The sequence below is a fragment of the Streptomyces sp. 1-11 genome, from assembly GCF_007176755.1.
GTDB lineage: Bacteria > Actinomycetota > Actinomycetes > Streptomycetales > Streptomycetaceae > Streptomyces.
Map to the genome: position 1 here is coordinate 314,988 of NZ_BJTV01000001.1, position 12,106 is coordinate 327,093.

Here is a 12,106-nt window from a genome sequence, read left to right on the forward strand (position 1 = left end):
TTAGGGTCGCAGGCGGCTGTACCGAGGCACGTACTAGGAGAGGTCACAGCGGATGCTCAGGCTGGGCAAGCGGGAATTCGGGCCGCACGAGCCCGTGATCATGGCGATCGTGAACCGGACCCCGGACTCCTTCTACGACCAGGGAGCCACCTTCCACGACGAGGCGGCCCTCGCGCGCGTGGAGCGGGCGGTGGCCGAGGGCGCCGCGATCGTCGACATCGGCGGGGTGAAGGCGGGCCCCGGCGAGGAGGTCACGGCCGAGGAGGAGGCACGGCGGACGGTGGGTTTCGTCGCCGAGGTGCGCCGCCGCTTCCCCGACGTGGTCATCAGCGTGGACACCTGGCGGGCCGAGGTCGGCGAGGCGGTCTGCGAGGCGGGCGCGGATCTGCTGAACGACGCGTGGGGCGGCGTCGATCCCGCGCTCGCGGAGGTCGCCGCGCGGCACGGCGTGGGACTGGTGTGCACGCACGCGGGAGGGGCCGAGCCCCGCACCCGCCCGCACCGGGTGGCCTACGACGACGTCGTCGCCGACATCCTGGGGGTCACCCTGGGACTGGCGGAGCGTGCCGTGGCCCTCGGGGTGCCCCGGGAGTCGGTGCTGATCGACCCCGGTCACGACTTCGGCAAGAACACGCGGCACAGCCTGGAGGCGACGCGGCGGCTGGACGAGATGGTCGCCACCGGCTGGCCGGTGCTGGTGTCGCTGTCCAACAAGGACTTCGTGGGCGAGACGCTGGACCGGCCGGTGAAGGAGCGGCTGATCGGCACGCTGGCGACGACCGCGGTGTCGGCGTGGCTGGGGGCCCAGGTGTACCGCGTGCACGAGGTCGCCGAGACCCGCCAGGTCCTGGACATGGTCGCGTCCATCGCCGGCCACCGGCCCCCGGCGGTGGCCCGCAGAGGCCTGGCGTAGACCGGGAGAGGGAACGGGGCCGGGGCGGTTCCCCGGCCCCCCTGCCGCCGGGCGCGACCTAGCGCCCGGCCTCCTTGGACACCAGGGCCACCGCCTCCTCGACCTCGTCGGTCACGTGGAACAGCAGCAGGTCCTTCTCCGTCGCCTTGCCCTGGGCCACCAGCGTGTTCTTCAGCCAGTCCACGAGGCCGCCCCAGTACTCGGTGCCGAACAGCACGATCGGGAAGCGGGTCACCTTCTGGGTCTGGACCAGGGTGAGTGCTTCGAAGAACTCGTCCAGGGTGCCGAGGCCGCCGGGCAGCACCACGAACCCCTGCGCGTACTTGACGAACATCATCTTGCGGACGAAGAAGTAGCGGAAGTTCAGACCGATGTCGACGTAGGGGTTCAGCCCCTGCTCGAAGGGCAGCTCGATGCCGAGCCCGACGGAGGTGCCGCCGGCCTCGCACGCGCCCTTGTTGGCCGCCTCCATGGCTCCCGGGCCGCCGCCGGTGATCACGGCCCAGCCGGCCTCGACCAGCCCTCGCCCGAGCTTCACGCCCGCGTCGTACTCCGGGGAGTCCGAGGGCGTCCGCGCGGAGCCGAACACGCTGATCGCGGGCGGGAGTTCGGCCAGCGTGCCGAAGCCCTCGACGAACTCCGACTGGATCCGCAGGACCCGCCAGGGGTCGGTGTGGACCCAGTCCGCGGGGGCACGCTCGTCCAGCAGCCGCTGGTCGGTCGTACTGGACGTCACCTTGTCCCGCCGCCGGAGGACCGGTCCGAGTCGCTGCTCGTCCGGCGGCTGCTTCTTCCCCAGGGGGTTGCCGGTCGCCATGTGCGCTCCCTCCGCTTGCGGGTAGTACGGCCTCCCAGCCTAGATCCACGCGGGTTTCGGAGGGGGGACGTGGGCGTGTCCGGCGTGCGGCGCGCGCTGGTCCCCGCTACGCGGTGAGCCAGGCCCGCAGCCGGTCCTCGCCCGCCAGGATCTTGGCCACTTCTACCCGCTCGTCCCGCTTGTGCGCCAGGTGCGGGTTGCCCGGACCGTAGTTGACGGCGGGCACGCCGAGCGCGGAGAAGCGCGAGACGTCCGTCCAGCCGTACTTGGGCTGCGGGGTGCCGCCCACCGCCTCGATGAAGGCCGCGGCGGCCGGGTGGGAGAGGCCGGGCAGCGCGCCGGGGCTGTGGTCGTCGATCACGAACTCCTCCACCCCGCAGTCCGCGAACACCTCACGGACGTGGGCGACCGCCTCCTCCTCGGTGCGGTCGGGGGCGTAGCGGAAGTTGACCGTCACCACGCACTCGTCGGGGATGACGTTGCCCGCCACTCCACCGGAGATCGCGACGGCGTTGAGGCCCTCGCGGTACTCCAGGCCGTCGATGACCGGCCGGCGCGGCTCGTAGGAGGCGAGCCGGGCCAGGATCGGGGCGGCCGTGTGGATGGCGTTGGAGCCCATCCAGCCGCGCGCCGAGTGCGCCCGCTCGCCCCGGGTCTTCAGCAGCACCCGCAGCGTGCCCTGGCAGCCGCCCTCGACCTGGCCGTCGGAGGGCTCCAGCAGCACCGCGAAGTCGCCGCGCAGCCAGTCCGGGTGGGCCTCGGCGACGTGCCGGAGGCCGTTGAGCTCGGCCGCGACCTCCTCGTTGTCGTAGAAGACGAAGGTCAGGTCGCGGTTGGGGGCCGGCACCGTCGCCGCGATGCGCAGCTGCACCGCCACGCCCGCCTTCATGTCGCAGGTGCCGCAGCCCCACAGCACGCCGTCCTCGTCCAGCCGGGACGGCACGTTGCCGGCGATCGGGACGGTGTCGATGTGGCCGGCCAGCACGACCCGCTCGGCGCGGCCCAGGTCGGTACGGGCGATCACGTTGTTGCCGTGGCGGTCGACCCTCAGGTGCGGCAGGGCGCGCAGGGCGGTCTCGATCGCGTCCGCGAGGGGCTTCTCGGTGCCGCTCTCGGAGGGGAGGTCCACGAGCCGCGCGGTGAGCTCGGCGGCGTCCAGCGTGAGGTCAAGCGAGGTGTCGGCCATGGCCTCGACCCTAGGCCATGACGTCCTGACGGGTCCGCGCCGCGCTGCCCGGACCCGCCGCCGGGCCGGGAAGGCCCTCCAGTACCTTGTACGCGTGCCAGAGCCGTCCCCCAGCCGTCCCAAGCGTCGCGGCCGCCTCCTGCGTTTCGGGGCGGCGCTGTTGGTCCTGTGCGGTGTCGCCGCCTACCTCGTGGTGCAGTACGTCACCGGGGGCGGCGGCATGCGCGGCTGCAAGGTGGTCTCCGCCGACGGCGACGGGGAGTCCTACGAGTTCACGCCCGAGCAGGCGGTGAACGCGGCGACGATCGCGGCCGTCGGCACCGGGCGGAACATGCCCGCGCGGGCCACGACGATCGCGCTGGCCACCGCCCTGCAGGAGTCGGGGCTGCGCAACCTCGAGCACGGCGACCGGGATTCCCTCGGCCTGTTCCAGCAGCGGCCCTCGCAGGGCTGGGGCACGGAGAGGCAGATCATGGACCCGGCCTACTCGGCGGGCATCTTCTACGCGCACCTGGCCAAGGTGCCGGACTACGCCGGCCTGCCGCTGACGGTGGCCGCGCAGCGGGTGCAGCGCAGCGGCTACCCGGAGGCCTACGCCAAGCACGAGCGGGACGCCGAGCTGCTGGCGGCCGCGCTGACCGGCCGCGCGGCGGCCACGCTGACGTGTGCCGGGCGCCCTGAGCGCACCGCCGCGGCGACCGGCCCGGACGCCGTGCGGGCGGCGCTGGTACGGGACTTCGGGCGGGACGCGCTGCAGGAGACCGGCGCCGTGGTGGGCGGTACGCCGGTGCCCTCGCCGTCGCCGTCGCCGTCCGTCACCGCTTCCGCGCACGGGCGGACGGTGACGGTGCCGGTGTCCGGGGGCGGCGCGCACGGGGGCAGGGCCGCGGCGGCCGAGCGGGAGCGCGAGCGGGGCTGGCAGCTCGCGCAGTGGGCGGTGGCCAACTCCTCGGCGCTGCACATCGAGCGGGTGTCCTACGCGGACCGCGAGTGGACCGCGAGGGACGGCGGCGGCACCTGGCACCGGATCGGCACGGACGGCGCCGGCGGTGCGGAGAAGTCCGCCGGGTCGGTCCGGATCGTGACCGGACAGTAGTACGGGGACTCCCCCGGCCGGGTTGTGCGGCTGCGCGGCGGGCGCGTTCTCCGCCGGGGGCGCGCGATGTTCCGACAGCCCTTGGGAATCAAGGGACGTAAGGATTCTGCAGCACCCCCAGCGGGCCACCTTTGCCCGTTTTTATCCACAAACGATAATGCGATGCGTTGCCCATTCTTTGCCTTCGGCGTCCGCAACCTTCGTCGGTCTCGAGCGGTAAGCACGGCGTCCGGGTGGCCCGGACACACCACCGTTCCTCCCGTCGAATGGAGCACCATGTCCCTCCCCCTGACCCGCCGGATCGCCCGTGCCGCGCTGCTCGTCGCAGCGGGAGCGGCCGCCGGGGTCGGTGCGGCCGGCTCTGCCGGCGCGGCCACGAACCAGCCGACGGTCACTCCGGCGCTCGGCGGCCTGACCGCGCTGGACAGCGCGGCCGGCGTCGGCAGCACCGTCGACGGCGCGGCGCAGCACGTCACCGGCATCGCCGGCAGCACGAACGGCAAGGCGGCCAAGAAGGCGGTGCCCGGCGGCACCGGCGGCGTGACGAAGGCGGTGCCCGCGGCGAACAGGGTCGCCGGGACGGCGGGCGGTGCCCTCGGGCGCGCCGCGAGCACCGCGGCCCAGAGCGGGCTGTCCGCGGGCTCGCTCACCCAGGGCGGACTGCCCACCTCGTCCCTGCCGGCCGCCCAGCTCCCGCTCGGCGGCTGAGCAGCGCCGCCACGGCCGACGGCCGGCGGGGTCCGGGGAGCGATCCCCGGACCCCGCCGGCGTGTCCGGGGCCGCTACGCGGCCAGGCGCTCCACCGCGGCGCGCACCCGCTCGTCCGTCGCGGTCAGGGCCACGCGCACGAACCTGTCGCCCGCCTCGCCGTAGAAGTCGCCCGGCGCGACCAGGATGCCCAGGCCGGCCAGGTGGGCGACGGTGTCCCAGCAGGACTCGCCGCGGGTGGCCCACAGGTAGAGGCTGGCCTCGCTGTGCTCGATGCGGAAGCCGTGGCCGAGCAGGGCCCGGCGCAGCGACTCGCGGCGGGCGGCGTAGCGCTCGCGCTGGACGCGGACGTGCTCGTCGTCGCCCAGGGCCGCCACCACCGCGGCCTGCGTCGGCGCCGACGTCATCATGCCGCCGTGCTTGCGGATCTCCAGCAGCGGGCCGAGGACGGCCGGGTCGCCCGCGATGAACGCGGCGCGGTAGCCGGCCAGGTTGGACCGCTTGGAGAGCGAGTGGACGGCCACGATGCCGTCGTAGGAGCCGCCGTTGACGTCCGGGTGCAGGACCGAGACCGGGTCGGCCTCCCAGCCCAGTTCGAGGTAGCACTCGTCGGAGACGAGGAGCACGCCGTGGGCGCGGGCCCAGGCGACGATCTCCGTCAGCTCGTCCTTGGACAGGACCTCGCCGGTCGGGTTGGACGGGGAGTTGAGCCACAGGAGCCTGAGGTTCGCCGGGTCCAGCTCGCGCGGGTCGTCGTAGGCCTCGTACCCGGCGCGGGCCAGCCGGGCGCCGACCTCGTACGTCGGGTAGGCCAGGCGCGGGTAGGCGACCTTGTCGCCGGGGCCGAGGCCGAGCTGGGTGGGGAGCCAGGCCACCAGTTCCTTGGAGCCGACCACCGGCAGGACGTGGCGGTGGGTGACGTCCCGGGCGCCGAGGCGGCGCTCCAGCCAGCCGGTGATCGCGTCGCGCAGCGCCGGGGTGCCCCAGACCGTCGGATAGCCCGGCGAGTCGGCCGCGTCGACCAGCGCCTTCTGGATCAGTTCGGGGACCGGGTCGACCGGGGTGCCGACGGACAGGTCGACGATGCCGCCGGGGTGGGCCGCGGCCGTCTTCTTGTACGGCTCCAGCTTGTCCCAGGGGAAGGCCGGAAGCCGGTCGGAGACTGCGGACACGGGTGCTGGCTCACTTTCTGCTTCGGCGAACGCCACGGTCCCGTACGGCGCTGATCGGGTGATCGGGCCGTACGGGACCGGGGCGGCGCGCTGCGGGCCGCCGGGCAGCCGCCCGGCGGGTCAGGTCACTGGGCCTGCGGCGGCAGCGCGGCGATGAAGGGGTGGTCCCGCTCGATCAGGCCCAGCTTGCTGGCGCCGCCGGGGGAACCGAGCTCGTCGAAGAACTCGACGTTCGCCTTGTAGTAGTCCTTCCACTCCTCCGGAGTGTCGTCCTCGTAGAAGATCGCCTCGACCGGGCAGACCGGCTCACAGGCACCACAGTCGACGCATTCGTCCGGGTGGATGTACAAGGACCGCTGGCCCTCGTAGATGCAGTCGACCGGGCACTCCTCGATGCACGCCTTGTCCTTCACGTCGACACAAGGCTGCGCGATGACGTAGGTCACGCTGTCGTTCCTCCTCGATAGGGCGCTGGCGGGCCTCCGTAGGCTCCGCCGCCTGGCGCGCGGGAGCGCGGCGTCGTCGATGCCCGCCCCTAGTATCTCCGTTCTTGGGCAAGATCCGAACAGGAGGGGTGAACTGACCAGTGGAAATCTCGGCGCACGGACGCCTCGAGGTCCGCATCACCGCCGATGACGTGGGAAAACGCGTCTCGGTGCGGCGCTTGAGCGAGCCCGGGGCAGGGCCGGAGAAGTTCACCGACACGGTCGGTGTTCTCACATCATGGAACGACGGCGTGCTCATGATCACATCGCGGGACGGGCGAAGTGTCCGGATCGCGGAGTCCGCGCTGGTCGCGGGGAAGGTGATCCCGGCCGCACCGGCCCGCCGCCGCGGGCCCGCCGCCGGCTACCCCGAGCTGGCCCGGGTCGCCTCCCGGGCGTGGCGGCCGGTGGAGAGCGAGCGGCTCGGCGAGTGGGAGCTGCGCGCGGCCGGAGGGTTCACCCGGCGGGCCAACAGCGTGCTGCCGTCCGGTGATCCGGGGACCGGCCTCGACGCCGCTCTGGAGGCCGTGTGCCGCTGGTACGGCGAGCGCGGTCTGCCCGCCTACGTGCAGACCGCCACCGGCGCCGAGGGCACGCAGGAGCTGCTGTGCGCGGAGCTGGAGCGGCGCGGCTGGGTGCGCGAGGTCACCGCGGAACTGTGGACCGGGGCGCTGGCGCCGGTCGCGGACGCGGCCGGGGGCGCCGGGGTGGAGCTGTCCCGGGAGGCGGACGAGGCCTGGCTCTCCCGGTATCAGCGCAAGGGCGTGAGCGAGGTGGCCCTGCGGGTGCTGGGCAGTGGCCCCTCGGTGTGGTTCGCGACCGTGCCCGGTGCGCCCGGCGCGGCTCCGGCGGCGATCGGGCGGTGCGTGGTGGACGGGCGCTGGGCCGGGTTCGCCGCCGTGGAGGTCGATCCCGCGCGCCGCCGGCAGGGGCTGGCCACCGAGGTGATGGCCGCGCTGGCCCGGCGGGCCCTGGACGAGGGCGCCTCGGCGGCCTGGCTGCAGGTGGAGAGCGGCAACGAGGGGGCCCGGGGGCTGTACGCCCGGCTGGGCCTGGCGCCGCACCACGCCTACCACCACTACCGCCGGCCGGACGCCGGTGGCGCCGGAGGGTCGTAGCGATCGCCGTGGGAGGGCATGACCCAGACATGCGGCACCCTCGTCTCCCGCCCCCGTACCCGCCACCGCCGGAGCGCTCCGCCGAGCTGCGGCGGCGGTTCGGCGCCGAGGCCCGGTCCGGGCGGCCGGACCTGTCGGCGCTGTGCCTGCTGATCGGCGCCGAGGCGGACGGCTCGCTGGACGAGGCCGGCATCGACGCGGCCCAGCTCGAACTGGACCGGCTCGCCGGGCGGCTGCCGTACCGGCCGGGCGGGCCGCGGGCGTGGGCCGAGGCGGTGTGCCGGCTCCTCGGCGGGACCGAGGCGTTCCACGGGGCTCCCGCCGACTACCAGCGGCTGGAGTCCTCGCTGCTGCACGAGGTGCTGCGGCGGCGGCGCGGGCTGCCCATCCTGCTGTCGGTGGTGTGGCTGGAGGTCGCCCGGCGGGCCGGTGCGCCGGTGTACGGCGTCGCCCTGCCGGGGCACTTCGTCGTCGGGTTCGGGGCGGCACGGGAACAGGTGCTGGCCGATCCGTTCGACGGCGGCCGGGTGCTGACCGGTACGGATGCCGAGCTGCTGGTCGCCGGGGCCACCGGGGCGCCGTTGCAGCCGTCGATGCTGGAGCCGGCGACCCCGCTGGAGGTGGTGCAGCGCATCCTCAACAACGTCCGGGCGTGGGCCTCCGCCCGCCCCGAGCGCTCGGACGTGGCGCTGTGGGCCGTGGAGCTGAGCCTGCTGCTGCCCGCGCATCCGGCCCGGCTGCGCTACGAGCGCGGCCAACTGCTGGTGCAACGCGGTGAGTTCGAGGCCGGCGCCCTGGAGCTGGACGCGTACGCGCATCTGATCGAGGTGGTCGACGAACCGGCCGCCGACCGGGTGCGCCGGCAGGCCCGGACGGCCCGGGCGATGCTCAACTAGGGACTTCCGTCCACAGCGGTCCGGACCGGCAAGCGGTGCCCGGGCCCGCGAGCCCGGCGTGGTGCGGACGGGAGTCCCTGGGCGCCCCGGGTCCGGCCGGGAAGCCGGAGTGCGGGCGGCCGGTCCCTCAGAGCCAGCCCTTCTCGCGGGCTATGCGCACCGCCTCGGCCCGGTTGCGGGCCGCCAGCTTCTGGATGGCCGTGGAGAGGTAGTTGCGTACCGTGCCCTGTGACAGGTGCAGGGCGGCCGCCAGTTCGGCGTTGGTGGAGCCGTCGGCCGCCGCGCGCAGGATCTCGCGTTCGCGGTCGGTGAGCGGGTTGGCGCCCTCGGCGAGGGCCGCCGCGGCCAGGGTGGGGTCGATGACCCGCTCCCCGGCGAGCACCCGGCGCACCGCGGCGGCGAGCTGGGCGGCCGGTGCGTCCTTGACCAGGAAGGCGTCGGCGCCCGCCTCCATCGCGCTGCGCAGGTAGCCGGGGCGGCCGAAGGTGGTGAGGACGACGAGTTTCACCGCGGGGAACTCCCGGCGCACCCGGGCCGCCGCCTCGATGCCGGTGCAGCCGGGCATCTCGATGTCGAGCAGGGCCACGTCCACGTCGTGCGCGCCGACGGCCGCCTGCACCTCGTCGCCGCGCGCCACCTGGGCGACGACCTCGATGTCGTCCTCGAGGCCGAGCAGGGCGGCCAGCGCCTCACGGACCATCGACTGGTCCTCGGCGAGGAGGACCTTGATCGGGCTGCTCATGCCCGGGATCCTACGTCCCCTCAGGGCGTCAGCGGCACGCGGGCGACCAGCCGGAAGCCCCGCCCGGCGCGCCCGGCCTCCAGCATGCCGCCGGCCTTCTCCAGCCGCTCGGTCAGGCCGGTCAGACCGTTGCCGGCAATCGTGCCGGAGCCGCCGGAACCGTCGTCCTCCACGGACAGTTCGAGCATCGGGCCGTCCAGGGTCTGGCGGTGCAGGAGCTGGACGACGCACCGGCGGGCGCCGCTGTGCCGGACCACGTTGGTGACCGCCTCGCGCAGCGCCCAGGCGAGCACGGCCTCGCCGTCCTCCCCGGCTCCGGCGAGGTCCGGCTCGGCGGGCAGTTCGGCGCTCACCCCGGCCGCGGTCAGCGCGACCTGGGCGCCCGCGAGCTCGGCGGAGAGCCGGGGGCGCCGGTAGCCGGTGACGGCCTCGCGGACGTCCACCAGGGCCTGGCGGCTGACCTGTTCGATGTCGGCGACCTGCTGGGCCGCCTTGTCGGGGTGCCCGGGCAGCATCCGTCCGGCCAGCTCGCTCTTCAGCGTGATCAGGGAGAGCGAGTGGCCGAGCAGGTCGTGCAGGTCCCGGGCGAGCCGCAACCGCTCCTCGTTGGCGGCGAGATGGGCGACGGTGGCCCGGGCCTCGCGCAGTTCGACCGTGGTGCGGACGAGCTGGACGACGCCCGTCATCGCGAAGCCGATGAGCACCACCACCAGCACCAGGTTCCTGGCCTCGGCCTCGTCCGTGGGCAGGCCGACCAGCAGCATCACCGCGCCGGTCGCCGGTACGGCCCAGTACGCCGCCCGCAGCGGCAGGGCCGCCCCGCAGGCGACGGAGACGTAGCAGAACAGGCCGAGCCAGGCGGCGCCGAGCGTGAGGCACAGGACGACGGCCAGGACGCACAGGACGACGATGAGGCCGACGACCAGGGACCGGCGCATCGGCCGGCCCATGTTCCGGAAGACCAGCAGCAGGTAGACCCCGGCGAACACGGCGAGGCCCAGCCAGCCGGCCGCCGTCCCGGAGGGCGTGTGGCGGCCGGCGGCCAGGTCGTGGACCGGGGAGCTCATGAAGACCAGCCAGACGCCGACCCAGACGAGCTTGCGCAGCAGCTCCCGGCGGTTGCGGGGCGGCTGCCCCAGGCTCGTCCGCGGCTCGGGGCCGGGTGTTCGGTCCTCGGTCGTCATGGCGCTCACGCCTTCAGCGTGTCCTTCCGGTACAGCCAGGCCGCGCCGCCCGCGAAGAGGACGAAGTAGACGGCGAGGACGGCGATGTCCGTGGTGCGGGGGGCCTGGCTCTGCTCGATCGCCCGCCCCAGTGCAGCGTACGCGTGCGTCGGCAGCCACTCGGCGATGTCCTGGAGGATCCGCGGGAAGGAGGTGGAGGGCATCCACAGGCCGCCGAGGATCGACAGGCCGAAGTACACGATCATCGTGATCGGGCGGACCGCGTCCCCGGAGGCGATGTAGCCGATGGCCACGCCGAGCGCCGCGAAGACCAGGCTGCCCGCCCAGATGACCCCGGTGAGGGCGAGCCACTGCCAGGCGTCCAGGCGTACGTCCTTGAAGGCGGCGGCGACGAGGAACACCACGATGATGGACGGCAGGCTCACCACGGCCGCGCTCGCGGTCTTGGCGAGGACGTAGCCGCGCCCGGGCAGCGGGGTCAACCGGAGCTGCCGCACCCAGCCGCTCTCGCGCTCCTTGGCGATGCGCTCGCTGTTGCCCATCAGGACGGCGGTCAGGGCGCCGAAGGAGGCCATGGAGACCATCAGGTAGGTGGCGACGGTCAGGCCGGTCTCGTCGACCTTCTCGCCGGAGCCGGCGCTGCTGGAGAAGATCAGGTAGATGAACGAGGGGTAGAGCACCGAGAAGAACAGGAACTTCTTGTTCCGGAGCGAGCGGGTCAGCTCCAGCCTGATCAGGGAGTTCATGACTGCTTGGCCTCCTCGGCCTCGGTGATGGCGACGAAGGCCTGCTCCAGGCCGAGGCCGGCGACTTCGAGGTTGCGGGGGTAGACACCGAGTCCGTACAGGGCGTGGACGGTGGCGTCGGCGTCGGCGGACTGGATGCGGACGGTCTGCCCGGAGACGTCGAACGAGGTGAGGGACGGAAGGCCGCGCAGGGCCGCCGCGTCGATGCTTCCCTCCAGGTCGAAGGAGATCCGCCGGGCTCCCGCGCGGGCCTTGATCTCGGCAGCGGTGCCGTCCGCGAGGAGCCGGCCGCGGTGCAGCACCAGGACCCGGTCGGCGATGGCGTCGGCCTCTTCGAGGTAGTGGGTGGCGAACAGGACCGTGCGGCCCTGGTCGGCCTGCTCGCGCATGGTGGCCCAGAAGGCCTGGCGGGCGGAGACGTCCATGCCGGTGGTCGGCTCGTCCAGGACGATCAGGTCGCTGTCGCCGGCGGTGGCGAGGGCGAACCGGACGCGCTGGGCCTGGCCGCCGGAGAGCTTGTTGACCTTGCGGTCGGCGATCTGCGTGACGCCCGCCCGGGCGAGCACGTCCGCGGCCGGGTACGGCTTCGGGTGCAGGGAGCAGGCCAGCTTCACCAGCTCGGCGACGGTGACCTCGTCCATCAGCCCGCCGGTCTGCAGCATGGCCCCGACCCGCCCGGCGACGATGGCCTCGCGCGGGCTCGTGCCGAACAGGCCGACCGTGCCGCTGTCGGGGTGCTTGAGCCCGAGCAGGAGGTCGAGGGTGGTGGACTTGCCGGCGCCGTTCGGACCGAGCAGGGCGACGGTCTCCCCCGGGTACAGCCGGAGCGAGAGGCCGTCGACGGCCCGCACGTTCCCGTACGTCTTGGTCACCTGGTCGAACCCGACCACCGGAGTGGTGGTGGCCGGTGCCGCTGTCGTTGTCATGCCCCCCATCCTGGCCGCGCGGGGCGGGGGTCCGGCAGTGTCGGCGGTCCTCGGTGCCGGATGACAGATGTCATGCCGTTCCGGTGACACGGCGAAGGGGGGTGTCCGGCCCGCGGA

Annotated in this window: 13 protein-coding genes; 5 read left to right on the forward strand and 8 right to left on the reverse strand. The window is 73.9% G+C overall.

Translation table 11 applies throughout. The annotated features are described in order from the left end of the window. Nucleotides 1-52: 52 nt before the first annotated feature. Nucleotides 53-913, forward strand: coding sequence for a dihydropteroate synthase (folP, locus tag TNCT1_RS01405; RefSeq protein ID WP_143627266.1), 861 nt, complete (start codon nt 53-55; stop codon nt 911-913). A gap of 58 nt (nt 914-971) precedes the next feature. On the opposite strand, the gene TNCT1_RS01410 is transcribed toward folP, so the two are convergent. Both TNCT1_RS01410 and dapE read right to left on the reverse strand, forming a co-directional pair. Next, nucleotides 972-1,730, reverse strand: coding sequence for a TIGR00730 family Rossman fold protein (locus TNCT1_RS01410; RefSeq protein ID WP_143627268.1), 759 nt, complete (start codon nt 1,728-1,730; stop codon nt 972-974). 106 nt (nt 1,731-1,836) lie between these two features. Continuing rightward, entirely contained in the window at nt 1,837-2,916 is a 1,080-nt protein-coding gene (gene dapE, locus TNCT1_RS01415) for a succinyl-diaminopimelate desuccinylase (protein ID WP_143627269.1), read from the reverse strand. A gap of 94 nt (nt 2,917-3,010) precedes the next feature. Here dapE and TNCT1_RS01420 point away from each other — a divergent pair, with 94 nt between their 5' ends. Further along, nucleotides 3,011-4,012 carry a heavy metal transporter gene (locus TNCT1_RS01420; protein ID WP_174266099.1) on the forward strand — a complete coding sequence of 334 codons (1,002 nt, stop codon included), beginning with the start codon at nt 3,011-3,013 and terminating at the stop codon, nt 4,010-4,012. 276 nt (nt 4,013-4,288) lie between these two features. Further along, on the forward strand, nt 4,289-4,720 hold the full coding sequence (locus TNCT1_RS01425) for an ATP-binding protein (protein WP_143627271.1): 432 nt from the start codon (nt 4,289-4,291) through the stop codon (nt 4,718-4,720). A gap of 74 nt (nt 4,721-4,794) precedes the next feature. On the opposite strand, the gene TNCT1_RS01430 is transcribed toward TNCT1_RS01425, so the two are convergent. Beyond that, complete coding sequence (locus TNCT1_RS01430; protein WP_143627273.1) at nt 4,795-5,892, reverse strand: bifunctional succinyldiaminopimelate transaminase/glutamate-prephenate aminotransferase; 1,098 nt, start codon at nt 5,890-5,892, stop codon at nt 4,795-4,797. 125 nt (nt 5,893-6,017) lie between these two features. Beyond that, on the reverse strand, nt 6,018-6,338 hold the full coding sequence (fdxA, locus tag TNCT1_RS01435) for a ferredoxin (protein ID WP_143627275.1): 321 nt from the start codon (nt 6,336-6,338) through the stop codon (nt 6,018-6,020). A 140-nt stretch (nt 6,339-6,478) separates the two neighbouring features. On the opposite strand from fdxA, the gene TNCT1_RS01440 reads away from it, so the two are divergent. Next, complete coding sequence (locus tag TNCT1_RS01440) at nt 6,479-7,495, forward strand: GNAT family N-acetyltransferase (RefSeq protein ID WP_143627277.1); 1,017 nt, start codon at nt 6,479-6,481, stop codon at nt 7,493-7,495. 29 nt (nt 7,496-7,524) lie between these two features. Beyond that, nucleotides 7,525-8,391 (forward strand): transglutaminase-like domain-containing protein, encoded by an 867-nt coding sequence (locus TNCT1_RS01445; protein WP_143627279.1) that lies wholly within the window; start codon nt 7,525-7,527, stop codon nt 8,389-8,391. A 127-nt stretch (nt 8,392-8,518) separates the two neighbouring features. Here TNCT1_RS01445 and TNCT1_RS01450 read toward each other — a convergent pair whose 3' ends face one another. The 4 genes from TNCT1_RS01450 to TNCT1_RS01465 are packed head-to-tail and all read right to left on the reverse strand — an operon-like array spanning nt 8,519 to nt 11,989. Continuing rightward, nucleotides 8,519-9,133, reverse strand: a complete 615-nt coding sequence (locus TNCT1_RS01450; RefSeq protein ID WP_143627281.1) for a DNA-binding response regulator — start codon at nt 9,131-9,133, stop codon at nt 8,519-8,521. 20 nt (nt 9,134-9,153) lie between these two features. Then, on the reverse strand, nt 9,154-10,317 hold the full coding sequence (locus TNCT1_RS01455) for a sensor histidine kinase (protein ID WP_143628274.1): 1,164 nt from the start codon (nt 10,315-10,317) through the stop codon (nt 9,154-9,156). A 5-nt stretch (nt 10,318-10,322) separates the two neighbouring features. Beyond that, complete coding sequence (locus tag TNCT1_RS01460) at nt 10,323-11,063, reverse strand: ABC transporter permease (protein ID WP_143627283.1); 741 nt, start codon at nt 11,061-11,063, stop codon at nt 10,323-10,325. Continuing rightward, nucleotides 11,060-11,989, reverse strand: coding sequence for an ABC transporter ATP-binding protein (locus TNCT1_RS01465; RefSeq protein ID WP_174266100.1), 930 nt, complete (start codon nt 11,987-11,989; stop codon nt 11,060-11,062). The genes TNCT1_RS01460 and TNCT1_RS01465 overlap by 4 nt, the downstream gene beginning before the upstream one ends. Nucleotides 11,990-12,106: the final 117 nt, after the last annotated feature.

Excerpts from the sequence above, each read along its gene's own strand:
- TNCT1_RS01455 (WP_143628274.1), bottom strand. The coding sequence starts at position 10,317 with ATGACGACCGAGGACCGAACACCCGGCCCCGAGCCGCGGACGAGCCTG.
- TNCT1_RS01425 (WP_143627271.1), top strand. The coding sequence starts at position 4,289 with ATGTCCCTCCCCCTGACCCGCCGGATCGCCCGTGCCGCGCTGCTCGTC.
- TNCT1_RS01410 (WP_143627268.1), bottom strand. The coding sequence starts at position 1,730 with ATGGCGACCGGCAACCCCCTGGGGAAGAAGCAGCCGCCGGACGAGCAG.
- TNCT1_RS01450 (WP_143627281.1), bottom strand. The coding sequence starts at position 9,133 with ATGAGCAGCCCGATCAAGGTCCTCCTCGCCGAGGACCAGTCGATGGTC.
- TNCT1_RS01445 (WP_143627279.1), top strand. The coding sequence starts at position 7,525 with ATGCGGCACCCTCGTCTCCCGCCCCCGTACCCGCCACCGCCGGAGCGC.
- folP (WP_143627266.1), top strand. The coding sequence starts at position 53 with ATGCTCAGGCTGGGCAAGCGGGAATTCGGGCCGCACGAGCCCGTGATC.
- TNCT1_RS01465 (WP_174266100.1), bottom strand. The coding sequence starts at position 11,989 with ATGACAACGACAGCGGCACCGGCCACCACCACTCCGGTGGTCGGGTTC.
- TNCT1_RS01460 (WP_143627283.1), bottom strand. The coding sequence starts at position 11,063 with ATGAACTCCCTGATCAGGCTGGAGCTGACCCGCTCGCTCCGGAACAAG.
- dapE (WP_143627269.1), bottom strand. The coding sequence starts at position 2,916 with ATGGCCGACACCTCGCTTGACCTCACGCTGGACGCCGCCGAGCTCACC.